Raw genomic sequence first — 26,569 nt, 5'->3', positions numbered from 1 at the left:
AGCGCTCAATGGACCTGTCCCCGCTCGGTCTCGCCATCCACGTCTGTCGCACGGTGTTTTTCATACTCAGCATCGGCGAGTTCATCGACCACCTGGCGCAAGGCCTCGGTGTTGGCCGTCGCGGCATCGGATTGCAGGTAGACCTTGGCCACATAGAGCCGGTCGAGACGGTCCTCGAGAACCTTGTCCAGAGCATCGGCATCGCCGGATGTGAGCCGGCCCAATTGGCGGTCATCTAGCACACGCGCGATCTCAGTTCGGAAAGCGTCCCGCTCCGCCTCGGTCTCGAAGGGCGCGGAGAGCTCCCCTGCCCGCTCATGGTCCAGGACACGCGCAATCTCGTCTGCAAGGCGGTCGGCACGGTCAGACTGTGGCGCAGTTTCATCGCGGGTAGCTAGACGTTCGTCACGCGTGCCAACCCCAAGCCCATCGCGCAACTCGTTGTCGCGGCGGACCTGATTGATGGCTTCCGTGTCCCGGATATCGACGACGGCGGCATAGGTCGCGCTGAGCCCGCGGGCGAGGTGGGAGGGCATGTCCGGATAGCGCACGCGCAAATCATCCGCGACAGCATCTGCAACGGGCGTGCGGAGGTCGCGCCCTTCCATGATCCGGTCGACATCGCGGGTGATCTCACTGGCGCGGTCCGCATCGGTGATGATCTCCCGGTAGGGCTCGGACCGGTCGATCACATCGTCTGGGCGTGCGAGCAGGTCCGGGTGTGCCTCGAGATACGCGCGCTGCTCCGTCTCGATTCGGCGCTCCGCCCTTGAGACCACCTCCCACTCTCGGTCCTCGATCTGTTGCGCTGTCAGACCCTCCGCGCGCATCTCCTGACGGATTGTCCCTTCCATCGCCCGCACCGTTTCCTCGTGATAGTGGAACCGCTCGCCGACCGGTTCCGCTTCCACGACGCCATCTCGACGCAGCACGTTCTCACGTTCCAGCAGCGTGCCAAGCGCGACATGCACATCGTTGAGAATGTCGCGCGCCTGTTCCAGATCAGCGCGGCGTTCGAGGTTCAGATCGCGGGCTTCAGAGACCTTGGAGAGATCGTCGGCGATCCACTGATGCTCGAGAGCCGCATTTGAGGCACCTGTCTCGATCCGGGCCACAACTTCGGATGTGCTGATCCCGGTGCCGCGCAGCGCCGCGTCGATCCGCGACCGCAAGCGCGGCTCGGAAAGACGCTCCAACTGGCTCTCTTGGATATTCGCCGCGGAATAGACCCCGCCCTCCGACGGCACCTCAGACAGCGTGCTCGAACGCAAACCCAGAGGCTGCATGTGCTGGACCTGCGTCTGGATCTCGATGAGGCGCTTTTCCAGCACGGGACGTTCCGCGTCGGACTTCTCGGCGATCATGCCCTGCACCCGCGCGAGCTTCTCCGCATAGAGGCTTCTCAGATCCTCGAAGCTTTGATCCTCGGCCATATACACATCTCCTGTTCGGTCCACCTGTCCGCCATGCGCCAGCACCTCGCCCGCGCGGAAGAGTGCCGCCGCAATATCCTCGCGGGCCTCCCGGGAGGCTTCCGCGGCAAGCGAATGGTAGACAGTTCTGGTATTGGCGATCTCCGCCAGCGTCCGCGTCAGGTCGGTGCCCACGCGTTCGCGCTCGCGGGGCGCGCGCCCCTCTTCTTTCGCCGCATAGACTTCGCTGGTGCGGGCTGCGTAATGCACGACACCGCGGTCCACCCGGCGCGTCGCCTCCAGGCGCACGCCGTACTTCTCCGCCTCCTCGACCATGGCGAGGCGGAAGTCGTCATAGTTGAAGCGGTGGTTCCGCCCCAGAAAGAAGAACTCGCCTTCCTGCGAGCGACGGTTCAGCACCAGATGCGCATGGGGGTGATCGCGGTCCTCATGCACCGCGATGATGTAGTCGAAATGCCCCGCGTCGGTCTGGAAGAACCGCTCGGCCACATCCGTTGCGATATCGCGCACATCCTCACCGCGCGTGCCGATGGGGAAAGACATGAGCATGTGGGTGGTCTGCCCGAGCTTGGGCTTGAAGCCCGCATCCCACCGCTTGGCAAAGCGCTCGGTGAGGTCCTTGATGTCACCCGCCTCGAGCTTCGCCTTGCCATCCAGATACCCGCTCGAGTCAACGATATGGGTGGATTTGGTGGTGAGGTAATCGAGCTGGTTTGCGAGCTGCGATTTATTATGCGTGCCACCGCCCCGGATCGCCTTGAAGACCGCCGGACGGTGCCCTGCCGCCGCGCGCACAAGCTGGCTCTGCTTGGCCACGTGCAGGCCCTGCATCGAGCCCCGGATCCGGCTCCAGCCATCCCGGAAGACCTCGCCCGTGACGGCATCGACGGCATCATTCAGCCGCATGGGCAAACTCTCTCAGTGCGGCCGTGGCCTGCAGCTGCATCGCGTCCCGGCGTCGCCGCAGGAGCAGGTCGATCTCATCCGCGGAATCCAGAATGAACCGCGCCAGCCCGCGCATCTGCGCAAGGCGCATTTCGGAGAACTCGGCACGCGTGCCACCATCAGCCACCTGCCCTTGCTGGTTGGCCTTCGTCATCTGCTTGGCGATCTGAGCGACCCCATTGCCAACCTCGTGCAAAGAGGCCCTGTATCGCGCCATTTCAGCTGCCATCTGCGCGTCCGGGACGAACACACCACCCGCCGCCTGGATGAGCCGCCGCAGCCCCTCGGCACGGCTCGCAATCCCGGCCTTCGCCAGTACCTCGTCGAGCGCCGCAAGCTCCGCAGCGGTGACCTTCACACTGACCGCTGAAACCGGAATGGCGGCATCCGTCTTGCGCTCGGCATCAGCCTTGAGCGTGTATTGAATCGCCCGCACCGACACGCCGAACCGCTCCGCCAGAGCCGACGTGGTCACATCTTCCGCAGCCTCGCGAACGATCTTCATGCGGTCTGCATCGGTGAGACGTTTTGAGCGCGACATGCGAAGAAAGACCCCCTATTTCCTGCCACTTTCCACCAAGGCTGACCCCAACTTACGATAATATATCAGACTGTCAATTATATACTTCCGTTGCCTTCTGGCTCTGGCAGCCTTGGTGTCCGCTTCCCCCCGCGGCCCGCAGGGACGCGGCTCTGCAGCCCTCACCACCGGGCGACCCACCTGTCCAATGGGTCCCCTTCCCCAGCACCGCCCGAGGGTCTGACCGAACACGCATGTGTTCGGACGGAACCGCGGGCGGGCGCAAACCCCTCCGACAGAGCGGACAGGCAGGGTCAAGGAGGGCCAGATTTGGCTTGCCAAATCTCTGCCGCAAAAACCGGGAGGCCCTGGCCGATAGGTTTTTGCGGATGGCCCCCTTGAGGCTGACTGGCCGGTCTGTCGCGGCCTGATCATTCCGGGGGAAGTGCGTCCGTTCAATACGCAGCGACCGGCGGCTTCGTGAGGTCGCCTCGGGCGATCTAACCGCCGGACCCGGCATCCCTGGAACAGGGATCAGGCCGCCTCGAGATCGTCTCGGGGCGGCCCATCCTCATCAGAGGATTTAGTCCTGCGGGTCCTTTGCGCTCGGCGGGAACATCACCAGCTCCGAGACCGCGACCGGAAAGTCGAGCTTGAGGCTGAAGAACTCCGAGCCATCCCCGTTGCGGGTGTTGCGGAACATGGCGCCGACGCGTTGGAAGCGGGTGCGCTCCTGGCCATCGGTGTCGGTGAACTTGACGGGGACGGTGGCGACGTAGTGGTTGGTCATTTGGGTTACTCCTTGTTGCGATGGGGATCACCCGGCACGGGGGCAAGAGGCCCGGTCGCAAGCGCAAATGCGGAGGGTCCGCGGCTCCGCCGTGGAAGCCGTATTTGTGCTTGCCGGAGCGAAGCGCAGGGCACGATTGGGCCGACCCCGTGCGATCCACATCAATGAGCAAGAAGGAGTGACCCGAATTTGTGCCACCACTTTAAAGCCGCCATCGAACCCGTCGATCGTGACCGAAGATGGTCTGGTTCGTTCTGATCCAATGCATCTGGATAGCGATCCGTCACGCTCGCGATGCGGCGGGTCAGCGTACTGCCGCGCGCGAAGGTCCGTCGTCTGGGTCGGTTGGGCGCGTCTGCTATCGGCACCAGGGTTGAGGGCGTGGGGGACAGCTGGTGCGTCCACATCGGTACGGCACGGCCAGACCTTCAGCAATGAGCGTGCTGCCGACGTCCCGACCGTCAACGAACAACAAGCCGCAGAACCGCCCAAAGTTGCACTGATCTGTACCCTCTGTCCCGGGCCGGCAGGAACAGGCCACGCGCTCAAATTCAATTGATGTCGCACCCCGCACTAATTGACCTAGACGCGCAGTTGCGCGCTCCCCGACCTCACGCTCTGCAGTGCAGGCGGGTCTCCATGTCTCAGGCGCGTTAAATCCAACGAGACGCACGTTAGCTGTCAGGCCTCGAACATCGATCGTATCACCGTCAATGATCCGCACATCGCTGGCGCGAAGCGACCGGTCCTGTGAGGCAGGTCGCTCTGCTGGCGGCGCGACCGGTGACAGGAAACTGGTCGCCATCCAGCCCGTACCAAAGTTGGATCGTATTTGTGTCCACTGCCCTTCTTCGCGCAGCTTTTCGACGCGGGTTCCCTCGCTCAAGACACCCATCACGGCATTCGAAGTAGACGGTCCAGCACGCTGATTGACACGTGTCCCTGTCACAAAAACGTAAGCGGCGTCGGCAGTTTGCGACGAGGGAACCGCTGACGGACTGTGGGGTGTGGATCGCGAGTTCGATGATTCAAACAATGATCCAACCAATGCGAAGAATCCGACAGCGATTACCAACGGCACCATGATTTGGCGTTGAGCCTTGCGCACGGCACGCCGAGGGGTATTGATCGCGCGGGTCACGGAGATCGGACGGGGTCTCGCCTGAACGGTTCTGGTACTGCGCTTCGGTGCTGGTTGAGAAGTCGTGTCGTTGGCCGCTGCCCTTTTCTCGGTCGGATTTTCCCGTTCCAGTTTCAAGACTTTGTGCAGGCTCGCATACTGCGCTGTGCTCAGGCGCGTCTCCGTTCCATACCGCTGAAACCGTTCAGCCATATTTGTGAGGAAGGACACTTCCCAATCGTTTGCCTGACCGGACCGTAAACGCGCATCGATGCGCGATTGAATCTCTTTGGTGCGTTCCGGAGAAAAAGGCATCTAGGAAAAACCTGGGCGGGTGTTGATCTGTGCAACAAATGTCTTCTGCCGCAGGGCCACATTAAGCTGTAATCGCATAGAGATACCATCCAACCATTCCCAAAACCAGATTGGCTGGATTGCGATCACCAAGCCTGTCGATGCCCCTAGCTGGAGTACACTGCGACACCGCCGATGTTCACACACTTCTGGGAACACGGTGAAAGGGCCGCCCGAAGGCGACCCTCCCAATTCACTTCTCCGCAGACCTCTTCGCCGGGTCCACAACCCGCATGACCGTCAGACCTTTCCCTTCCGCCTTCTGCCCGAGGTTCAGCGCGACCCCGTTGCCACCGAAGAGGACAACCCCCGTCGCCGCGAACTTGTCGTCCAGCATTTCGTCATTGCACTTGAACGGTGCCGCCCGCCCGTGCGCGGACCAGCGAGGATCAAAGCGCGCCTGCGCGACCCCGCGTGCCCGGGCCCACCGGGACGCAATCATCTCCGCCCCGTGCTTGCCACCCTTGTGGCAGAGGAAGATCTCCTGATTGCGGTTCTGCTTAATCCGTTCGCGAACCTTGTCGAGCGTGTTGAAGATCACATCGACATCGGTCCAGTCGGTGGCGCCCGAGACGATCAGGGGCACGCCCTCGACTTTCGACTTCTCGGCGGTCTCGCGGTCGTGCTGCTCCAGCAGCTGCCGCGCCTCGAAGACCGCCCCGGTCTCCTGCAACCGTACGCTTGCGCGCGACCCGGCTGCCGGGATGAAGGCGTGGCCCGTCTCTATCTCATAGCACTCCGCCGCCGCCTCGCTCATCACCTCGATGGCGCTGACAACCTCGCGCAGCTGGAGGAAGCGCGCCTGCGCCTCTTCGAGCGCGGTCTCGGCGATCTCCGATCCGTCATGGGACTTTGCCAACGCGCCGATCTTGTCGGCGGTGCGGTCGACCTCCTTGCCAAGCGCCACCTTGCGGCGCTGAAGGATCGTGGCGAGCCCATGGGCCAGCGGTTCGATTTCTGCCTCGAGTCCGGTCGCGCGCAGTGGACCGAGCAAAGCCTCGAAGCTTTCGCGGATGATGCTGTCCTGCAGGATATGATCCTCGGGGATCGGGAGCTGTGCGTCCTTCTCGGTCAGCCCGAAAAGCTCGATGGTCTCGTAGGTGTTTGCGGTGTCGTAAGCCATGTCTGGTCTCCAGTATTCGGTTCCTAGGCCACCACGTGAGTGTGGGGGCATGGCCGAATGCCTGGTTTCCGAATCTGCCCGGGTCAGGGACGGCGCAGCCGCCGGCTTGCCGGGCGCAAAAGTTTTCCGAGCGCGACACCCGACAGACGCAGACCCTCACGCACGGGACCGCCCCGCGCCACAGGCCCCGCTCTCGCCGAAAAGTTTTGCGATCCTTGACGCGGGCTGATTTGGGGGCCATCCGGAGGATATGCTTCCGCGCTCATGTGTGTGTGTTTTGACGGTAGGTTTGCCCGACCCGAGCAGGCAAACGGCCCGACCGGACGCGGGAGACGGATGAAACGGCGGGATCGTTTTGCCCCGCAAAACAGACCAGAGCGCAATCCGGCGGAGCGGCCAGGGAGAGACGTGCTCGCGAGGCGGGCAAACCGGAGGCCTGGGTGCAACACCGCGGTGAGGCCCCATGGCCGAATGCGCGACGGACCGAAGGGCCGTTCATGATCCGCAAACGTCCAAGCGGAGGTCCGCTATTCAGATTCGATACCTAGCGCACGTCGGATTGCATCGCGATAAACGTTCTCAATTGGCAAGGTCACATTGTTGAATGCTTCCTGCACTTTGTAGACGGTGGTCGAGTGGTTGAGCGTGTTCTTCAGAGGAACCGACGTCTCGTCAGAAGGCTCAGACGAAAAATCGTAGTCATAAACAGCAAAGGTGATTGACGCGGGTTGCAAGGCATATCGAACCAACCCTTCCTGTCCGCCCAAGCGCTCCATGATGCGCCTAAAAACAGGTTCAGGGCAAACAAAGAACAATCCGCTCTTGCACAACTCTTCGCGTTGTAGAATCTGGCCTTTGTATATGAGTTGTGGAAGGATGCGCTTGGCGACATTCTCCCAATTTAACCCGGCGGTTGTTTTTTCAACCAAGCCGTCTTGCTTCAGCGCATCGTAGCCTGGGCGATAGGTCCCCGTCGTATCAATCGTTTGCACCTCAACAGCCACGAACTCGACCAAATCTCCCTCTTCGCTGATTTTCGCAAGAACCCAATCGACGAAGTAGCCGCCCTTTTTCGATTTTTGTGGCAGGCGAAGTTCACCCCCCCATCCTTTACCAAAAACGGCGACGCAAGCTTCTCGATTATCGATTGAGTAATTTACGGCATCCCGCCCCGCGACCAATTTCAAATTTGGTCCAAAGACTCGATCGGCGATGTCCGATAATATTCGGTAGTCATCCGCGTAAAGCCGGATCGGGCAACAGATAACGGGTTCGCTGGTAATGGGCTTAATGGCGCAAACGCCCGACACAACTCCGTCATTGAAACTCTTCTGACAGGTTTCTCCACTGATCGGGCAAACTTCAGTATCAGCGGCATGCTTCGCTATGTCGGACCTATCATCCGCACGATACCCAAAGAACTCAAATATTGTCGCCGCCATGCTTCTAAGAGACCTTCTTGGCGTGCTTGCGCAGTTCCTCCAAGACGCCTCTAGTCGATCGCCCGATTGCTGCGGCCAATAGCGATGGGACGGCATTACCGACCTGTTCGTACTGTTCTACTCGAGAACCGACGAAACGGTAGCTATCTGGAAAAGTCTGAATTCGAGCCGCTTCTCTGACGGTAAAGCACCGATCCTGTTCGTAGTGAAAATACGCTCCCCAATGTGGATCGCACTTCGTCAGAATTGTAGATGCAAGGCCATCTGGTGCAACTCGACCGTAACGCTTGGTGTGATCAGAACGACGCGCGCGCCGCATGCCTCTCGGCAATAGATCTTCCGGGATGTCCGTCCAATTGCCGCCCGGAGGGATGAAGGACATTCGCTTGATATTTATCTCGCCCAGCCGGGGCGCCTCATGATTAAGTACACCGTCGCTGCCATTGCGCATCGCCACCTGAAAATCGTTTTGAGGTCCGCTACGATAGTTCTTGCGCTCTTTGCCGGTTTCTCCATTTGCGAGCGCAGGCAGGTCATCAATCGCATCACGAACGCTAACAAAAGAAGGGAGCTCCAAGTTCGTAGGAAGAGCGACGATGTTCTTACCCTCGAAATTAGAGGTGAAGTTTACCCGGAGAGGTGCGTTACGAACAGGTTCTGGGAAGGCTCGCAAGGGATCGGCTTGATCACCTCGAATCCCAATGATGACCGTCCGCCAACGCGTTTGCGGCACACCAAAATGAGGCGCATAGAGGATCTTTACATCGGCGCTGTATCCATGTTGACCCAAAGCCAAAAGGATCGCCTGTAACGTGCCTCCTCCCTCGAAGGAAACAAGCCCAGGGACATTCTCGATCAAAACCGCTTTCGGCTCAAACTCATCAACAAAGCGCAAAAACTCTAGAAAGAGGCTGTTCCGATCATCGTCCGCTGAACGCTTCGGCGCATTGATAGAGAAACCCTGACAAGGCGGACCACCTGCTACAAGATCCAATTCACCCTTCTTGAGGCCCAAGCGACGACGAACATCGGAAGCGTCAACTAGTCGGATGTCTCGCGACTCAACGATGGCTTCCGGATGATTCAAGGCATAAGTTTCAGCGTGGCGCGCAACGATTTCATTGGCATACAATGACTTAAAGCCAGAAACCCGAAGTCCCTCAGACAGCCCACCGGCGCCCGAAAACAAATCGATTGATGTGTACTGCTCGCCCAAAAGACCGCTCCTCGTTTTTTTCGAAGCTCTAACACTTCCTTGGATATCATGAAAGAATCTAGAATGTCTTCACTGTTTGTTCTAGTTCTGATGGCATCGGCCTCGCTCAAACTGACGACCTTGGCGAAGTCTACGAGACTGCCGGAAATCGGCGGCAGGCAGTCATCTGGAACCTCATTTCGAGCACCCACAGCTTCCTGGAGCACTGCTTGGTTCGTCGGTGCAGCCTCTGAGCACAACTAAACAAAAAAAGGGGAACCGTGTTACCACAGCTCCCCCATCAACTCAGCTTGTTCTGTCTCAGACGCAGGTCACGCGACCAGCGACAGCCCCGCGCCCGCGTCCTGCGGCTGCTCACCGCTGTCGATGAACGGGATGATCGAGAAGGTCTGCCCGCCGCGCTGTTCTTCGTTCTGCACGGCGTTGACGCGCAAGTCGCCATCAGGCGTGTTGATCAGCAGCGACAGGTAGTCATTGCCCGTGCGGCTGCTTTTGGCCATCCACGCCGAGCCGACGCGGATTGGTTTACCCCGGGGCGAGCTGACCTCGATCCGGTAATCTGGGTGGGTCTCCTCGGATTTGTAGCTGTTCTCGATCAGCATGAACTCCAGATCGAACATCATGTTGGCGATGTAGCCCGTGAAGGCGTTGTCAGCGTCCATGGCGGTGAGCTCGCCCGAGACCGAGCCGGATTTCATCAGGCCGTTCGAGACAAGAGGGATGATCTCGAACGCGCCACTCTGGGCCTTGCGCGCCTCTTTCGTCTGCACCGCGTTGACCCGGAACGGGCCGAGGCCGACATCGATCTGCATCGAGATGTAGGGGTTGCCACTGGTATTGCCGGTCTCATTCCAGGCCGTGCCGATGCGCACCTTGCGGCCCGACTTGTTGACTGCCGTCACGTCATAATCCGGACTGCGTTCGGACATCTTGGCCCGCGCCTCAAGCTGGATGGCGATGTCAAAGCGCGTCGAATGGATCATTCCGGTGTATTCGGCGGCGGCGGTCTCGACATTGCGGGTGAGGGTTCCTGCGAACATGGGATGGTTCCTTTTGGATTGGCCGGTGCCTGACGTTCTTGCCAGCGCATCCGGGATTGCTTTCTCGACCCCTCCTGGGATCACAAACCAGAAAGCTTGCTTTCCTTTCAGCCCCGCCCACGGGTCAGAGCTGCCGTCCGAGTGGGAATGCCCCCGCGCCTCCGGGTGCTACACCCCTCCCCTGCCCCTCTGGTCTTGATTGGCGGCCCGAATTTTCTGCGGCGTCCTCCGATCGCGCGACGAAGAACTCCGCCTCTTTTCCGTTCAACCGGTGCCCGCCCCGGTCGGTCAGACCGATGCAGCTACCATTCGGCACATAGGTGATGAGGTACTGACCGAGCCGGTCCTTGTGGACAACGTAGCCGGTATTGGCCCAATGCACGGTCTGGCCGGCATCGACGGCCGCCTTGATGTCTTCGAGTGTCATGCGAACCTCCTCAAGAAGCATGGTGGGTAAACGACGCAAGAAGCCCGATCTTCCGACCGGGCTTCTATGCAGCATTCGTTTGGCAAACGACCGAGAGCTTTCAGGCGCTTTGCAAAGCTTGCGTCGCGCGCGCCGCCATCCAATCCTTCAGGCCAAGAACCGTTCTTCCGGCGGCGACCTGGGAGGCCCAGGCAACCCTTGGGTCGCCGCAGGGCTCGGAGCCGACATGCCGGGCGATATGGCCATTGGCCATCCATGGCTCGGGCTGGATCCGGCGCAGCCAGTCCGCCATACTCGGGATACGGCGCTGACAGTCTTCTCGAACATGCTGCTCGCCGATCCAGCGCACGGGGATGTCCCGACCTGCGCTATTGGTCAGGGTCAGACCGAAAGCACGTTCAGCATCGAACAGACCTTGGGTATGGTGGCGCAAGGCCCGGTGCGTGAAGAGCGCGAGGTGCTCTTTCGAGGCGTCAAACCAATCGTGGACGGCCTGATAGTCAGACGGCACCCCGCCGAACTTCCGGGCAGAGCTTTCGGCATGATGAAGCGGATGGGCCATCTCAAAGCCCCTCGTCATAGCTGTGCGAGCATTCGACATAGCGGTCGGCGTGATCGAGGGTGATGCTGTCTGCTGCAATGTCCCAGGTCAGCGTGCCGTAGCCGCCCTCGTTGTTCTCGAACCCCGGATGATGGTGATAGGCGAGTGACCAGGCGAAATCGCCCACGGCGGTGACAAGCGCTTCCGGCAGTTTGACCTCCGCAGGCTGCACATTCACGTCCTCGACATTGCCAGAGTCGCCATAGCCTTCGTATTCGGCGGTGACCTCGTTGATGCCAAGCGTGCGCAATTGCGCGATCAGTTCCGCTCGGGTTGCTTTCAGGGTGGTTTCGCGCTCGGCGCGCCACTGAGCCGCCATTGCAGCATAGTCGATCTGGGGATTGGTCATGGGTCCGTCCTCTTTTTTGCGATTGGGGGGCCGGGCGCGGCATTGGTCAGCGCGCGCCCGGAAAGCGCAGACCGGCCAAACCCCGATCCGCGACGCCCGACCCGAAGCCCGCTTTAACCTTTCAGGCGGCTTGGTCTGCCGCCTTGCTGGTTCCCTGCCCCACGATCCGTGCCAGAATGCCCAATGTATCGACCCCTTCCTCATGCGGCAGGAACACCCGCAGCTGGAAGGCGATGATCTCGGTGAAGCAGCCGAGGGTTTTGAGGCCATCAATCATGCCCCGATCCGCACCAGAGAGCTCGAGGCGCATCTCGCCTGCAACCCGGCGACGGGTCAGCGTGAGACCCCGGCCCAGATCGACCGGCGCGGTGGTGCCGAGAGCGGCAGTCAGCATCTCTTGCGGCGTTTGCGGGTTGGAGACAAGGAAGCGGGCGCGGAGCGCGGCCGCCCCTTCTTCGCTCAACGTGCGCCCGATCATGGCCGTCGCCCCGTCAGGCGTGACCCTGTAGATGCGTTCATTCGTGGTCGGAATGTCCTTCCAGATCGGCAGCAGCAGCCCGGTCAGCAGGTAGAGCTTGGTCGTGGCGGTTTTCGGCAGGGACGCGGCCTCTTCATCCCAAAGTCGCGCAAACTCAGGCTTGCCGATCTCTTCCCAGGCGGAGGACTCGAACCGCGTCTCCTCCAGATAGCTCGACCCGTTTGGCCGCACCACCTTGCGCATCAGCGTGACAATGTCCTCGTCATACATCTGCATGGGGCGCGCCGAGATGAGCGCCGCGCGGCCGGAGGCGCGATTGACCATCGACAGCTTGTCGGGGTTGCGCGACAGGGCGTCATCCGCCGACAGCACGTGGACCGGGTCCGTCACCTCAAGTCCGATGATCCGCGTCACGGCGCCGGATTTCGGGCAGGTCCAGAGATCCTCCGTGGAGACCTGTTCGATCTTTTCGCCGCGCAGGGTTTCCACCCCGAGATCGAGCGTGCCCGCCGCGCGCGCCCGTTCAGTCTGATCGGCAATCCGGCGCATGAACTCGGCAAAGAGCGCGTTCTGCATATGGATGGGAAGGGCAAGCACCCGATTGAGAAACCGCTGGATCGGGGGAAGCTCTTCAAGGAGCACCCCGTCCTTGTCGATCAGCCGCAGGGCCGTCCAGTCGGTGAAACTCTCGTAGCTCATCGCCTCAGCGCGCCCGGCGGCAAGATCAGCGAAATACCCACGCAGCGCGGCCCGCGCGATCGGGCTTTCAAGATTGTCCTCCTCGCGGAACATGCCCTGCGAGCCGGTCTCGCGCTGACCCTTGGTCAAGGCCCCTAGCTGGTCGAGGCGCTTGGCTATAGTCGAGGTGAAACGCTTTTCGCCATGCACATCCGAGGTGCAGACCCGAAAGAACGGCGCGCTGACCTGGGCAGAGCGATGCGTGCGGCCCAGCCCCTGGATGGCCGCATCCGCGCGCCAGCCGGGCTCCAGCAGGTAGTGCCGCCGCCGTTTCTGGTTCTTCGCCGTTTGCGCCGCATGATAGGACCGGCCCGTGCCGCCTGCATCGGAGAAGATCAGGATATCCTTTTCGCCGTCCATGAAGGCTTGGGTCTCGGATGAATTGCTGCTGTCGGCGCGTTTCTCGATGAAGAGGTGGCCATCGTCCGCCTTCAGAGGTCGGATCGACCTTCCTGTCACTTCGGCAACAGCCTCTTCACCAAAGGCCCAGAGGATCTGATCGAGCGCCGAGGGGATCGGGGCGAGCGTCATCAACTCCATCATGGCCGCATCGCGCAGGGCGAGCGCCTCGCGCGAGACAACCAGCGCGCCGGTCTCATCCCGCAAAGGTTCCGCCACCATGTTGCCGTCGATCTCGACCAGTTTCTGGGCATAGATCGGGAAGGCTTGTTCGAGATAGCCCAGAACGTAGTCGCGCGGCGTCAAGGCACCCTCGACGAGCTCGTCTTCCGCGTTCATCGTTTCAAGCCGACGTTTCAGCAGGCTCTCGCCGGTCGAAACCACCTGGATGACGCAAGCATTGCCCGCCGCCAGATCGTCCTTGATGGCGCCGATGATGGTCCGCGCCTTCATGCCCATCAGGAGATGGTTGAAGAAGCGCTGTTTCGTGCTTTCGAAGCGGGACTTGGCCGAGGCACGTGCGGTCGAGGCATTGGTCTCGCCCGAGGCGTCGTTGACGCCGGTCGAAGTCAACGCGGCTTCGAGATTGTGGTGGATCGTCCGAAACGCACCCGCGTATGCGTCGTAGATCTCGATCTGGGCCGGAGTGAGCGCGTGTTCGAGCACGTCATACTCCACCCCATCGAAGCTGAGGGCGCGCGCCGTGTAGAGGCCAAGCGTCTTGAGATCGCGCGCGACCACCTCCATGGCCGCCACGCCGCCGGCTTCCATTGCCGAGACGAAACTCTCGCGGCTCGGGAAGGGGTATTCGGGGCCCTGCCCCCAGAGCCCCAGCCGCGCGGCATAGGCCAGGTTGTGCACGCTCGTGGCACCCGTGGCCGAGATGTAGAAGACGCGGGCGCGGGGTGACGCGAGTTGCAGCCGCAGGCCCGCAAGGCCCTGCTGCGAGGGTTCGACCCCCCTGCCCTGCTCGGACCCCGCCGCGTTCTGCATGGCATGGGCCTCGTCAAAAGCCAGCACGCCCTCGAAGCCCTCGCCCATCCAGTCGAGGATCTGGCTCAGCCGCGTGGTGCCGCATTTGCCCGCCGAGCGCAGCGTGGCGTAGGTCACGAACAGGATGCCGTCGCCCATCGGGATGGGTTGGTCCGGTTTCCATTTGGAGAGTGGCCGGATGTCGGCGGGCGAGCCGCCAAGATCGGTCCAGTCACGGACCGCGTCCTCGATGAGCGTGGCGGATTTGGAAACCCAGATCGCCTTTCTGCGCCCGGCCAGCCAGTTGACAAGGATGAGGCCCGCGCATTCGCGGCCCTTGCCACAACCGGTGCCGTCCCCGAGGAAATAGCCAAGTCGATAGGCACGTGCCTCGGGGTCATCATCGGCGCGCGTCAGCTTGGTCTGGTCGTCATCGATGGTGAACCGCCCCGGCAGGTCGCGCCCATGGGCATCATGCACCATGATGATGGTCTCGAGCTGCGCCTCGGAGAGATGTCCCTCCTGGATCAGCTTGCCGGGCAGACGCAATTCTGCGCTGGCCGCACGCGAAGGCATCGGCGGCGCTACAGACGCCATGGCAATGCTCTCGACCAGCGGCGTGGGATGTACTTGCGCACCCGCGATCTCGATCCGCTGCGGGCGGTAGCGCGCATAGATGTCCGAGACGGGCGTGTTGTCGCGAGGGGCATCAAAGCTCGTGAAACTGAGCGGGATGGCGGCATTCGACCGGGGTTTGGCGACGGCGACAGGCGCAGCGGCAGTCTTGCGCGGGGCAGATGATGGAACGTTTCGCCGCCCGTGAGTAATAGCGTCAGTCCGTTGGGCGGGGCGCATCTCGGGCCGGGGTGCGGCCACGGCGTCGACAAAAGGAAGGGCTTCATCCAAGTCCCGAACACTGGCGCGGATCATCTCGCCGTCTTCCTGCACCTTGTCGAAGACCATGAGCTGGGTTTCCACAGAGGTGCCGAGCTTGCGATAGACCTGTCCCGGCATCGTCAACGCCAAGCGCGGCGTAAGGAGACTGCAAGCACGGGACCAATGCGCGGCATCGCGGTCGGGCGCGAATCCCGGCGGCATGATCGCCACCAGCCGCCCACCGGGCGCGAGACGCTTGGCAGCCGCGACGAGATGTTTGGCGGCGATGTGCTTGTCGCGGGATCGGTCGACCGAAGAGGCAAAGGGCGGGTTCATCACCACGACGTCGGGCAGAAATGGCGTGTGCAGCAGATCGTCGATATGTTCGCCGTCGTGACCCGTCACATCTCCGCCAAAGACGGCCTGCAGGAGGTGCTGACGAAAAGGGTCGATCTCGTTTAGCAAAAGCGTGGCACCGGCCCGGGTAGCGAACGCGGCCAGGGCACCGGTACCAGCTGACGGCTCCAACACGGTCTCGCCCTTGCGGATCGCTGCGGCCCGCACCGTCAGAGCCGCGAATGCCAGCGGCGTGGAAAACTGCTGCAGCCGGATTTGCTGCTCGGAGCGACGGGTTTCCGTCAGGAGCCGCGAGGCGAGCAGCTTTGCGGTGGCGATGTCACCTGCCGCGGAGTCCCCACGCAGCAGCACCTGGATAGCCGCGGCCTGCATCAGGTCATAGGCCATCCGCCAGTCCCACGCGCCGCTGGCATCGCTGCCATGAAACGTCTCGCGCATGATGCGCGCGAGCGCTGAACTGCGCAGGGGTTGGTGGTCGACCTCCGCACCGATTTGCACGAGGGCAGAGGCGAGGCTAGCGTCGGAGATTGAGAGAGCCGAGTTTGCCGGTTTGGGCTGGGTCATGGGGATTTCCTTTGGATCAGGGTCTGAGTTCCAAAGGACAAAAAGCCTGCTCTACACTTTTGGGCGCGGAGCAGGCAGTCATGGACCGACATGAAAAGCGGTCCTGTCGCTCAGTTCCCCAGCCCCGCCATAAACTCGGCGAGCACCGGACTGGCTTCACTCTTCGCGGAGCTGAGCAGCTCCGAGCCCGCAAGCGAGGCCCTTGAGAGCCGCACGAGTCCGCCGGTTTCTTCGATGCGGTAGCAGCGGCGTTTTTTCCGCCCGCGTCTGTAGTGGGTCGCGGTGACGATCTGGCAGGTGCTGCCATCGGTGAGCGTCACAGGTGCTGCAAGCTTGATCTTGTCGCCTTCGGCATAGTCCGGGATCGCAGCCCAGTCCCGGCAACGCTGGCGCCAGGCATGGGCGTAGCTGGCCGCGTCTTTCAGGTCGGATAGAAGCTCGATCAGCCCAAGCGGAGCACGAGACTCGTTCGGTCCCGCGCTTTCCTCCATGTCCTTGTAGCCCCAGCAGCCATCATCGAATCGGGTGAGGAAGACAGCCCCGAAGGTGATCGAGCCATCCGCATCGGTCACATAGGTCGCGTCTTCGACAGGGGTGCCGTCGAGACTGATAACCCTTGCCGCCGCATACCAGGTGGAGCCAACCTTACAGGCTTTGACCAGTTCGGTTTTGCGCGTGTCGCTCTCGAAGGTGCAGAGCCGGACCATTTCCGCTTTCTCATCCGCGTAGGTTTCGACGCGGCGGTCTGTGTAGAACAGCCATCCCATCAAGCCGCCCTCCGATCATCAATCTCCATCAGGGCATCGAGCGGCACGCGGTAGGGCTGCATGGCGTCGAAATCCTCGCAATTGCCGCTGTTCTGCACGATCGCGAAGGTGTCGCAGGCATCCTTGAGGATAACCCGGAACGTGCCGCCAAGACCGGAGGGCACGTCGTATGTCCCACCGATGAGATAATCCGAGGCCCGGCGCACGAAGACGCGGATGCTGTGGCCATCGGTGGCAAGCCGGATCGCCCCCTGCCCCCGGTCGATGAGCACCTGCACATCGTCGAGAATGTCGGTGTAGAATTGGCCGGTCAGATCGCGAAACGCCATGCGGCGCTGCGCCATCCAGTCGGTGTCCCGAAACGGGTTCATGCCGTCGGCGAAGGCAAAGGAGGGATCGGCATGCTCAGTCGTGACGATACGGGTGGTCGTGCCATCGATGCCGTTCGATCGCAGATGCACGCCATTGCCGACGATGAGGATCAGGGCGGGCCTGTCCACCGGACCGTTCCAGTTGGGCAGGAAGGTTTTGCAGGCGCGCGCATGGGCGATCTGCGCCGCAACAGCGGAGGCAGAGAACTTGAGAATAGCCATGGGGATGTCTTTCGGTTGGGTATGAGAAGATCGACCCGCGCAGGCGTCATGGCTCGCGCGGGTCGCGTGAGGACTCAGGCCGCTTGCGCGATCTCGCTGTCAGGCTCGGGAGATTCCGCGGTTGGCTCAGCCTCATCACAGGTGACACCGGCGGTCTGCATCATCGGCGGGCACCAGGCGGCCACGGCAGCGCGCTGCGCGTCCGTGAGTGTGGCGAAGGGCTCAGCAAAGAGCTTGTCGCAGAATGCGACGATCTCTTTCTTGCTCGACGAGGCCAGCGTGACCGCCTCTTGGGCGAGGCCCAGATCCTCGCCGAGGATCTTCAGGAGCCAGGCCTTCTTGAAGCGATTGAAGAGCGCCGCGTTCGGCGTCCAATGGGCGCGGATATCGGGCATGATCTCGATCTCGAACTCATGCATCAGGCTGTCACGCTGCCGGTCCCGCGCGAAGCAGGACTGCGTCGTGCTGGCCGTCGCATAGGCCACGAGCTTGGCCTTCTCGCCCGGCTTCAGCGCGCGAAAGGCCGCGAACTGATCGGCAGGCGAACGCGCGTCATCGAGCCAGGACAGATCGAGCGCATCATGCGCCGCCGCCACCTGCTCGAGCGAGGTTGAGTCGATCTCGTCCATCTTGGCGTGGTTGCGGTATTCCTTCCGGGCCTCGACCTTTATCGCCTGCGTGACGCTCATGCCGCGACCCAGAACGTCACTCACCAGTTTGAAGAGCGTCAGATCGAGCGTGGCCTCGGGATGCAGTGCCATCGCGGCCCCGAGCGCCATGGCCCGCTCGGTCTTGAGGTCTTCGGCCAGCGAGGCCGGGTAGGTGATTTCGCCAGCATCGGGGGCTTCCTCCCCGGTGGTGTTGGTCGAGGAACTGGGCGCGCCCTTCTCTTTCACAGTGTCCTCGGGGCGCACGAGGCCGATATGGAGCGTCACCTGCCCGTTCGACCAAGACGCGACCACGCCTGCATGGGCGAGATCCTCGGCGCTGTAGGCCTCCTGCAGATCGCGGGCTTCGTCTTCCAGAGCGTCCACGCGCTCGTAAAGGGCATTGTAGGCATCGTCATCGAGCCCCTCATCTTCCATCTCGAGCTGCAATTTCTCAAGCTCGGCAGTGATCTCGTCGATGCGCTTCTGGGCCGCCTCATCGGGCTCGATCGGGCCGGGATAGACGCGGCCGTAGTCGGCCATGGTCGCGTAATCATAGCGCACCATCGCATCTGCCCAGGCAAAGCCCAGTTTTGCGCGGGCCTCTTCGGCAGCGGCCCCGAGCTTCTCGAGCAGGATAGTCTCGACCAGCGCCGCATCCTCCAGCACGGAATGCTCTTCCAGAAGATCAGCCGCGATGGCCCCGCCGCGGGCCTCATAGTCTTCGCGCACGAATGCCCCGATATCGTCACTGACCTGCACACCACGCGACTTGAGCGCCTGCCGCACCGTGTAGGCCTGCAGGTAGCTGTCCTCCTTGGTGAGCGCCTGATAGACTTCGCGTTGCACCTCCTGGCTCGGATGCTCAGCAAAAGCCTTCATCGTATCGAGCGTGATCGTCTTCGCGCGGGCCGCCGCGCGAATGTCGGGGTGGATCAGGCCATAGCGCAACCGGCCTTTCACGGCGGCAACCGTCGTGCCGAAGGTCTTTGCGATGGTCTCGGGCGTCTGGCCGTCGACTTCCATCATCCGAGCGAAGGCCTCGAACTCGTCAATCGCGTTCATCGGCGCTTGCGTGATGTTCTCAGCGAGCGACAGCGCTGTGGTCACGTCGCAATCCTCAGGGACAAGGCGGCAGTCGACCTTGGTTTTCGCGGTGAACCTCTTCTCGCTCTTGTCCGCGACCAGTTCCTTCAGCGCGGCATGGCGTCGGCCACCGGCCAGCACTGCGTGTTTGCCGTCAAGCTTCTCGACAAGGAGCGGCTGGAGCAGGCCCAGCACAGCGATGCTGGCTTTCAGATGGGCGATGTTCTCGGGGTCATAGGTTTCCGGGGAGTTGCTGCGCACATTGGCGGGGTGGGCTGTCAGATCGCCGATGGCGACGGAGACGGGTTTGAAACTTGCGGTCATGGGATATCCTTCTTGGTGAGTTAGATGCGGCCCGCGCCATCACGCGCGTGACCAATCCCCGGCTTCAGGGATCACCACGACAAAAGGCCCGCTTTGCCTTTTTGGGGGCAGCGGGCCTTCATCGTCTGAGATGTCAGGGGGAGGCGTCTCCTGCCCTTCTACCAGTCGCGCGCCATCATGATGGTTAAAACGCGCATCGTGGTAGCGGGATTATCCGGGGCCTCAGCCCCGTAGCGGAAATCGGTATCCGCTTCATACAGATCGATTTTCCAGAACACGGTCTCGCCCCGGATCTCGACCGCCCCGAAATCATGCCATCCTTCGGGATCGTTCTCAGGCTCGAATGTATTGAACTCCCCGGTCGCCTTCACCGCCTCGGCTATGAAGCCGTCGCCGGCCTCCATAAGCGAACGGGTCACATGCATGCGGCCCTGGATAGGCTGCGCGGGCGGCACCCCGAGGCAGGCAAGCTTGCGAAACGCGTCGTTCTGCGCCGCGATCACACTCGGATCAGGGCTGTCTGTCTGGGATTGAGCGGTGCTGGTCATGGGGCTCTCCTTTGAAAAGTTGAAACACCCTTCCCAAAGCCTGCTTTTTCTTTTCCGTGCGGCGGATGAATCGAGGCCGAAGGCGCCCTACCCGAGCAGCCCCTTGGGTCTGTAATTCGGGTTGGGGATGGTTTCGATCCAGCCGCCCTGGTCCGCGATGCTCTCGAGCGCTGCCGAGAGCGGATACGCGCCCTCATACGCGCTCCACCAATAGGCACCGCGTTTGAAGGAGATGATCCGGCTAGCGGCCGTCGTTGAAGCAGGCCACCCGCAGCGTCTTGGGTTCCTTGCGTGGCATAGGTGTCTCCGTTCTCGCTGTGGTCAGGCGGCCTCGGCGCGGCCCCCTGCCCTGCCCGCCTCCGACCGTGCGATCAGGTAGTCGCAGGCACGTTGCGCATCGGCGGCGTGCTTGAAGATCGCTCCCTTGTCCGACCGAAGAACGCGCAACCAGTTGTGGAGGTAGGCGGCATTCATCTCGAGCGTATGCGCCGTGAAGCCGAGCGTCTGACCCAGGAACACCGAGGTCAATTCCGCGACGATCTCCTCGCGCGCATAGGACGTGTTGCCAAACTTCGAGAACCCGAAATCGCGGTTCAGCCGATGGCGCGCCTTGGTGGCATGGGCCAGCTCATGGGCCCAGACCCCGTAGAAATTGCGCGGGTCGTGGAACCGGGTGATCGACGGCATGTAGACCTTGTCCACGGGCGGCAGGTAGTAGGCTTCCGTTCCCGTGAAGACGGTCGTGATGTCGATGGCGTCGAAAAATGCCTGCATGTGCGGGATGGGCTCGGACGGCGGATGCTCGGGCACGGGCTCCGGGTCAGGGTAGAAACTGTCGGGCAAGCCCTCGATCTGGCAGGCATTGAACACGCGATAGGATTTCTGGAAGCGGAAGATGCGGGCTTCCTCGGAGTGATCATCCCCGCTGCTACGGTCGTCCTCGCCATCGGCGTCCCTCCGGCTTTGACCGTAGTAAACGACGACAGAAGACTTCTCGCCCTTGCGGACCTTTGCGTCCAACGCATTGGCCTGCGGCAACGTCATCCAGAAGGGAGAGCTGTAGCCCGCCATCACGGTCCGCATCGTGAGCAGGAAGTTGTTCACTCCTTGGTAGGGTTCTCCGCCCACGCGCAGGGGACGAGAGCTGCCACCTGCGGTCCAGGGCTTGCGCCACGGCAAGACGCCACGCTCGATGATGCGGATGATTTCGTTTGTGATGGCCTCGGAGGCATCGAATTTGGGCGTGCGGGATCGGGCCATGGCTGGCCTCCTTTCGAGTTTTGGTGAGAGTAAGTGGTGATCAGGCTGACTGATGGGACCGCGGATCGTTGAGGATCCTCGCGCCGAGCCCTTCGACCATGTCGATGTAGGTGGTCAGCGAGACGGACTTGCCGGAACCCAAAGGTTCAGGGTCAACCGATCCGTCCCGCGTCACCCGCGGCAGGTTCGCGAAAGCGATGACATCGGTGACGAGTCGGAGATCGATGAAGGGTGTCCCGCGTGCGACCGCAAGAGCGGCCAAGGGAAAGCGCTCGATCGGCGCGAGGGTCGACACGGTGGTCCAACCGAGATGGATGAATGTCCCGCCCTCGCCGCAGATCACATGCGCATTCGGCAATGTCGCCGCCTGCCTGAGATGGACGAGATCGCGCAAAACGGTCTTGCGTTCGAGCCGCCGTGCCAATTCTAGCTGGCCTGTTCGGCGCAGTTCCTTGTGCCGCCACCAAGAGGCAGCGGTCGCGCGCAACGCGCCCAAGACACCTGTTTGCATGGGAATGCCCTTCATCAGGAAAGACAGACCGGAATCCGGCCCGGACCCATCTGAGCGGCCCTAAAGATCCTAATCCGTCAGTCACAAAACCCGAAGAACACTTTCCCTTTCACCGATCCCCTTGGGCACACAACAAAACTGAAAGCCCGGCACATCTGGCAAAGCCATTGATTTCATGCAGCGATTCAAGATCGGCAACGCATATCGGCAGAACCCTGCCCCGAATCAAGTAAAGTGTTGAAATTTCAACCACTTAGAAAGCACAGGAGACCGGCAAATGGCTAGAAACGCCCGCCAGGATCGAACCCTGCCTCTTTGAGGAGCATATTCCTACAGAACTGGCAGACCTTTCGGTCGACATCCAGAGGGAAGCCACCGGGCTGGGACTTGGGTTGCATCCTGACAGCGCAGCCGAACTTGAGGAAGAAACCCGCCCTCTCGCCTTTGAGGCCCGGGCGCACGTCATCGTTCAAAGGGCCATCGATGAGATGCATCGCATAGGCACCCTGCCCCGCCCCACATCCGTGGAATTCCTGACTTGGGTCCATAAGAGCTTCTACGACGAGATGCCGGATGAGTTTCGGGTCATCGAAAATCCCGACGGCACCCAAGAGCCCCTCGTTCCGGGACGCATGCGCCAGGATGACGATCGGGAAGCCGCGGTCGGGCGCCACCTACCTCCATCATCGTCACGCGTTGCGGAGTTCATGGATCAATTTGACAAACGGTTTTGAATTGCGGCGCGGTCTTCGAGCGGACGGATCATCGCGATCGAGTCTGCACATCACCGGTTGAACTAAATCCACCCTTTCCCGGATGACAACGGTCGTGTCAGCAGACAGTTGTCTCATGCCATGGTACTTATCACGATGTCTGGCCCGCGGGTTAACCGATCGGGGCGAGTATAAACGGATGACGGATCTGGCTGACAGTTCACGCCGCGGAGGCCGCGTCGGACGGGGAATTTTCAAAGGCGGCACTGAAGACGTTCAATGAATGGCTCCTAAAGGTGTCACTCGAGCAGATCACCCTCTCAGCAAGACTGTTCGATCTCTGTGGATTGGACCAAAGGCATCGAAGTCTTGTTGCTGATACCATCGATGACAAGCGCGCTCCGGAGCTGATCTCGGTGGTTCTTCGGCATGGTTCATTGGAACGAGGAGACGCGCAGATTATGTTCAAGACGTCCGAGCGAACGGCACGCAATTCGCTCCGCAAACTCACCGCCGCCGGATAACTGACCTCCGCGCCTCCGAAGACGCCGGTGGGGTTAGCGTTTCCACTGGACTATCGAGAGAGGCTCTTTCTAAACCTTCTTTGGTGATGGTGACCTTCCCGTGTGACTGGTAACTGCAGCACCCTGTTTCGGGCCAAGTCCGCAAGCGCAGCCTCTTTCCGTGTTGGAATTAAGTTCACAGCTGTGAACCATCCCGAGCTATGCTTCTTGTCAGCCCAGTTCACAGCTGTGAACTCTTCATGCAGCATCCCGCCGCATCAAGGCCATGATCATCGGACCACAGGAGAATTCCCCAATCGCCGCCTTTGAAGATAGGGTTCTCAAGTAGCCTCCAGGCGATCGGATATCTGCAAAGCGTTCAAGCATTGCAACAACGACAACAGACGCCTCTTCGGGCCCCATATAGCGTTTTGCCTCGTCCCAGGCGGAAGGCGAAATACCCATCATGGGTCTGACCACGTCAGCCACCCGGACCAGATCGTGCCAATGGCGCACAGGCTGCTCGGAATACGCTTTGAATTCCCGACAAGAGGCGAGGACCAAACCAAGCGGTATGTTCGGCATCAGTTGGTCGTCAGCAGTTGAGGTTGAGTTAGCCTCATCTTCAGAACACACAGGGTTATCGGCGACTTCTCGGTTTTGACGCACAACGCTTCCGCCCCGCGCTTTTTCTAAGCGAGGTTCAAGATCATAAGAGTCTTTATTTGAATTCTGATGATGTTGCTCAAAAGTAGCGTCATTGGTGCTCATATTTTCTGCTTCACGGCCATCTAGAAGGTTTCGGGCCTGGTCCAAAGCCAACCCCAAAGCGTCTTCGATGCGCCTAAGATCTTCCATTTCTAGTTTTCTACGAAGATCTCGGGCCGTTAGGGCCGCAAGATCAGAGAACTGGTCCCAGACGCCCTGATCCGGACGAAGTGCACGCCCGTACTCGGCCAGCCCCGCGAGGTCACGCCGCATGAGGCTCACAGTGGCACGTAGGCGCTTGTAACGCTCCTCGGCGGCCCGGAAGGCCTCGGCGGTCTCACAGACCTCCTGGAAGCGTCGAACAAGCGGAGAGAGGTCGAACCCGAACGCAACCTTTTCGTCGCCGTAGCGGCGGGCATAGCGCTTCCCATTGGGGCTATCGCGCCGGACGACAAAGCCAGTCTGGACAAGGTTGGAAAGGTGGCGCCGCATCGTCGAGCAGGGCATGCCGTTCAGGCGCTCGCAAATCGCCTTGTTGGACGGATGTACAATCAACTCGCAGTCATTGCCTCCGAGAATCGTCGCTTGGTGAAAGCTGACCAGTGCCTGAAGCACCGTCAAATCTCGATCGGACAAGCCGTATGCGACTCGAGCAGTAGCTAGCTCCCTCAGGACCTCCCACTTGTTGGCGCCGGCTGGGGGCAGTTCTTCCTGCGCCGCTGCCTGATGTTTTAGAATGGCAGCGTCTATCGTTCGCCGAAACGGCGTTACGGGCGTGTAGTCCATTTTATCATTCACGAAGACAAAAATTTCCCGGCCCGCGAATCACTTTGGACTTGCGGAAAATGACTCCGGACACTACCTTGAAAGTGCTAGAAACAAGTTAGGGTCTCGTGGAGTGGTCGCTTTGCGGGACCTTTTCTTTTGCCTTTTCCGTGCCTCCTTCTTTGATTTCTGCTCTTCCTCAGTCTTCCGACCGCTGCTTCCAGCGATCGTGAAGGTCTTCAATTATGTCATGCACTTGCGTCTCAATCCAATCGGCGAAGTCTCCGCTTGCCAGCTCGATCGACAGGCCCTTGGCAGTGCGTTTGACCGTGCCGCCGCGCTTGCCACCGATCTTCAGCGGGACACTGGAGGACGGGGCAGGGGAGGGGGCCTTCTCAGGTTTGAGTGCCTTCGCTACGGCTTTAGCCACCGCTTCAAACGCCTGGACGGATGGGTCATCAGTGGATACGGAATCATCCACAACTGTAGACTCGACACCCTTTCCACGCGCCTCCTCTGCAATCTGACTGAGGCGCTCGCGATCGAGGCCGTTCTCGTCGATGGCGCGGCCCAGAGCGTCCCAGCGAGGCCGACCTATGCCGTGGGCTGGCCCAATGGCGCGAACTAAATCTGAGCCGACGATGTCTACGATGGCGATGGCCATGGAGACCGCAGATTTCGTGACGGTCAAGATTTCTGCAACCTGTGATTGTGTTCCGAAGCCGGATGCCACGAGATCCTTGGCGAAAAGCGCCTTCTCAATGTAGGACAGATCACGTCGACCCATATTTTCGGAAATCTGCGCGCGCAAAGCACTGTCATCATCCAGATTGGCGACGAGAGCGCGGATCTTGGTCACCTTGTCGGACTGGCGTATCGCCTCCAACCGCCTACGTCCGTAGACCAGCAGGTAGCGGTCGGGGTCATCGGGGGCACGGCGCACAAGGATCGGAACGGTTTGACCGTTCGCCTCGATCGCATCGCGTAGGTCCAGAACATCCGCCGGGTCGAGGCGATCCTCCATGCGGTCATCCACGATGTTTGTCGGATCCAGCTCCCAAACGTGATGACCATCGACAGCATCGCGCGCGGACCGTAGGGCGCGGTTAGAGCTCATCATTGGCGTGACGGCGCTGGACTGCGGTGCAGGGGAGGGAGCTCCGGCCGACGCGAGACTGTCGAGCATGGACATCCGTTTCTTCTTGCTGCTGCTCATAGGCGCCTCCAAGTCTTCTGGATCAGGTCGGCGATCTCGTCATTCAGCGTGTTCAAGCTCTCGAGTGCGCGATCATAGGTGGAACGGGTGAACGCGCTGCGTTCCACCTCGTAGAGCGTCTGCTTGGTCAGGCCTGCATCGGAGATGGCTGTAGACTTCAACATGGGCGAATTCAGCACGGCTTCGCCGTACATTGTTCGCAGGAAAGCCACGATGCGGTTCTGCGGCGCGTCCTGCGGCTCGTAGCGGGTCAAAACATAGCGCATCCAGTCATGAGACATGTCGGCGCCGCTCTCAGCGATCACGTCCATGAGGTCGGCTGTCATGCGGAGGAATTGCGACATGGACATCACATCAAGCATTTCCGGGTGGATCGTCACCAAAACGCCCGTGGCCGCGGACAGTGCGGACATGGTCAGAAATCCTAGCTGCGGTGGGCAATCAATGACGACCACGTCGTAGTCCTCGTCGACCTGGGCCAACGCCTCTTTCACGCGGAAGAAGAAAAGTCCTGCATTGCCCTGAGCCAGCGCGCGCGGGGTATCGTGCTCGAACTCCATCAGTTCGAGGTTTCCGGGAATCAGGTCCAGATTGGGGATATAGGTCTTGCGGATGACCGACCGGATCGGCTCTGGGTCCTCATAGCGGATCGCATCGTAGAGAGTGCCGCCATCTTCGAGGTCCAATTCCGGCTGAACGCCGTGCAGCGCGGTGAAGGAAGCTTGTGGGTCGAGATCAATGCCCAGCACACGATATCCGCGCAGGGCAAGCCGTTGTGCGAGATGGGCAGAGGTTGTTGTTTTTCCGGAGCCGCCCTTGAAATTCATCACGCCGATGACCTGAAGATGATCACCTTCTCGTCGTCCGGGAACGTAATCACCCGGCTTGCGAGCGGTTTTTTCAAGGAGCACACGCAGCGCCTGGATGTCCTGCGCCGAGTAAAGACGACGGTTGCCGGCGGTCAGCTCGGGAGAAGGCCCTTTGCCATCCAAGTTGAGTTTGCGAAGATAGGAATCGTTGACGCCGAGCAGCGCCGCAGCCTCACCAGAGGTGAATTTGCGCATGGTCTTCTCGGCATCGGGTGGAAACAGGCTCTCACGTTGCGAATGCAACTGGTTCGCCAGCCATTCCGAATGCTGGCGGATCACCGCGTTGAGATCCTCATGCTCAAAGGTATTACCCAT

Annotated in this window: 22 protein-coding genes and 1 pseudogene; 1 reads left to right on the top strand and 22 read right to left on the bottom strand. The window is 61.0% G+C overall.

All coding sequences use genetic code 11. The features are described from left to right. Positions 1-5 precede the first annotated feature (5 nt). From FIU91_RS18710 to FIU91_RS18620, 19 genes are all read right to left on the bottom strand, one after another. Entirely contained in the window at positions 6-2,339 is a 2,334-nt protein-coding gene (locus FIU91_RS18710) for a relaxase/mobilization nuclease domain-containing protein (protein ID WP_152456132.1), read from the bottom strand. Then, on the bottom strand, positions 2,326-2,919 hold the full coding sequence (locus FIU91_RS18705; RefSeq protein WP_152456130.1) for a transposase: 594 nt from the start codon (positions 2,917-2,919) through the stop codon (positions 2,326-2,328). The genes FIU91_RS18710 and FIU91_RS18705 overlap by 14 nt, the downstream gene beginning before the upstream one ends. 562 nt (positions 2,920-3,481) lie before the next feature. Continuing rightward, entirely contained in the window at positions 3,482-3,688 is a 207-nt protein-coding gene (locus tag FIU91_RS18700; RefSeq protein WP_007120662.1) for a hypothetical protein, read from the bottom strand. A 358-nt stretch (positions 3,689-4,046) separates the two neighbouring features. Further along, positions 4,047-4,772 (bottom strand): SH3 domain-containing protein, encoded by a 726-nt coding sequence (locus tag FIU91_RS19830; RefSeq protein ID WP_371418293.1) that lies wholly within the window; start codon positions 4,770-4,772, stop codon positions 4,047-4,049. Positions 4,773-5,355: 583 nt separating this feature from the next. After that, complete coding sequence (locus FIU91_RS18690) at positions 5,356-6,285, bottom strand: DUF2493 domain-containing protein (RefSeq protein ID WP_152456126.1); 930 nt, start codon at positions 6,283-6,285, stop codon at positions 5,356-5,358. 527 nt (positions 6,286-6,812) lie between these two features. Then, positions 6,813-7,727, bottom strand: a complete 915-nt coding sequence (locus FIU91_RS18685) for a NotI family restriction endonuclease (protein WP_152456124.1) — start codon at positions 7,725-7,727, stop codon at positions 6,813-6,815. A 4-nt stretch (positions 7,728-7,731) separates the two neighbouring features. Beyond that, positions 7,732-8,943, bottom strand: coding sequence for a DNA cytosine methyltransferase (locus FIU91_RS18680; RefSeq protein ID WP_152463804.1), 1,212 nt, complete (start codon positions 8,941-8,943; stop codon positions 7,732-7,734). A 311-nt stretch (positions 8,944-9,254) separates the two neighbouring features. Next, positions 9,255-9,983 (bottom strand): DUF736 family protein, encoded by a 729-nt coding sequence (locus FIU91_RS18675; RefSeq protein ID WP_152463803.1) that lies wholly within the window; start codon positions 9,981-9,983, stop codon positions 9,255-9,257. Positions 9,984-10,107: 124 nt separating this feature from the next. Next, positions 10,108-10,410: a hypothetical protein gene (locus FIU91_RS18670; protein ID WP_152456354.1), complete on the bottom strand. Its 303-nt coding sequence runs from the start codon at positions 10,408-10,410 to the stop codon at positions 10,108-10,110. Between the two features lie 100 nt (positions 10,411-10,510). Further along, positions 10,511-10,972: a hypothetical protein gene (locus FIU91_RS18665; protein ID WP_152463802.1), complete on the bottom strand. Its 462-nt coding sequence runs from the start codon at positions 10,970-10,972 to the stop codon at positions 10,511-10,513. Between the two features lies 1 nt (position 10,973). Continuing rightward, positions 10,974-11,360, bottom strand: coding sequence for a DUF6878 family protein (locus FIU91_RS18660; protein WP_152463801.1), 387 nt, complete (start codon positions 11,358-11,360; stop codon positions 10,974-10,976). 121 nt (positions 11,361-11,481) lie between these two features. Next, positions 11,482-15,744 carry a bifunctional class I SAM-dependent methyltransferase/DEAD/DEAH box helicase gene (locus FIU91_RS18655; RefSeq protein WP_152463800.1) on the bottom strand — a complete coding sequence of 1,421 codons (4,263 nt, stop codon included), beginning with the start codon at positions 15,742-15,744 and terminating at the stop codon, positions 11,482-11,484. Between the two features lie 110 nt (positions 15,745-15,854). Continuing rightward, positions 15,855-16,511, bottom strand: a complete 657-nt coding sequence (locus FIU91_RS18650; protein ID WP_152456114.1) for a hypothetical protein — start codon at positions 16,509-16,511, stop codon at positions 15,855-15,857. Beyond that, entirely contained in the window at positions 16,511-17,104 is a 594-nt protein-coding gene (locus FIU91_RS18645) for a regulator (RefSeq protein WP_152456112.1), read from the bottom strand. The genes FIU91_RS18650 and FIU91_RS18645 overlap by 1 nt, the downstream gene beginning before the upstream one ends. Before the next feature lie 74 nt (positions 17,105-17,178). Further along, entirely contained in the window at positions 17,179-19,161 is a 1,983-nt protein-coding gene (locus FIU91_RS18640; protein ID WP_152456110.1) for a ParB/RepB/Spo0J family partition protein, read from the bottom strand. 158 nt (positions 19,162-19,319) lie between these two features. After that, positions 19,320-19,709 (bottom strand): DUF3768 domain-containing protein, encoded by a 390-nt coding sequence (locus tag FIU91_RS18635; protein ID WP_152456108.1) that lies wholly within the window; start codon positions 19,707-19,709, stop codon positions 19,320-19,322. A gap of 87 nt (positions 19,710-19,796) precedes the next feature. Then, positions 19,797-19,943, bottom strand: a complete 147-nt coding sequence (locus FIU91_RS19715) for a DUF6330 family protein (RefSeq protein ID WP_254702125.1) — start codon at positions 19,941-19,943, stop codon at positions 19,797-19,799. Positions 19,944-20,030: 87 nt separating this feature from the next. Further along, a complete protein-coding gene (locus tag FIU91_RS18625; RefSeq protein ID WP_152463799.1) occupies positions 20,031-20,969 on the bottom strand; it encodes an ArdC family protein in 939 nt (312 codons plus the stop codon). Between the two features lie 40 nt (positions 20,970-21,009). Next, positions 21,010-21,495: a hypothetical protein gene (locus FIU91_RS18620; protein WP_152456104.1), complete on the bottom strand. Its 486-nt coding sequence runs from the start codon at positions 21,493-21,495 to the stop codon at positions 21,010-21,012. Between the two features lie 284 nt (positions 21,496-21,779). On the opposite strand from FIU91_RS18620, the pseudogene FIU91_RS19710 reads away from it, so the two are divergent. Then, a pseudogene (locus FIU91_RS19710) lies at positions 21,780-22,823 on the top strand (Fic family protein). A gap of 131 nt (positions 22,824-22,954) precedes the next feature. On the opposite strand, the gene repC reads toward FIU91_RS19710, so the two are convergent. From repC to repA, 3 genes are all read right to left on the bottom strand, one after another. Continuing rightward, entirely contained in the window at positions 22,955-24,190 is a 1,236-nt protein-coding gene (gene repC, locus FIU91_RS18610; RefSeq protein ID WP_152456101.1) for a plasmid replication protein RepC, read from the bottom strand. Positions 24,191-24,368: 178 nt separating this feature from the next. Then, a complete protein-coding gene (gene repB / locus FIU91_RS18605) occupies positions 24,369-25,385 on the bottom strand; it encodes a plasmid partitioning protein RepB (protein WP_152456099.1) in 1,017 nt (338 codons plus the stop codon). Further along, positions 25,382-26,569: a plasmid partitioning protein RepA gene (gene repA, locus FIU91_RS18600; RefSeq protein ID WP_152456097.1), complete on the bottom strand. Its 1,188-nt coding sequence runs from the start codon at positions 26,567-26,569 to the stop codon at positions 25,382-25,384. Before repA ends, repB begins: the two co-directional genes overlap by 4 nt.

The sequence above is a fragment of the Roseivivax sp. THAF30 genome, assembly GCF_009363575.1.
GTDB lineage: Bacteria > Pseudomonadota > Alphaproteobacteria > Rhodobacterales > Rhodobacteraceae > Roseivivax > Roseivivax halotolerans.
The sequence above is the reverse complement of the archived record's forward strand: the minus strand, read 5'-3'. Positions and strand labels throughout refer to the sequence as shown.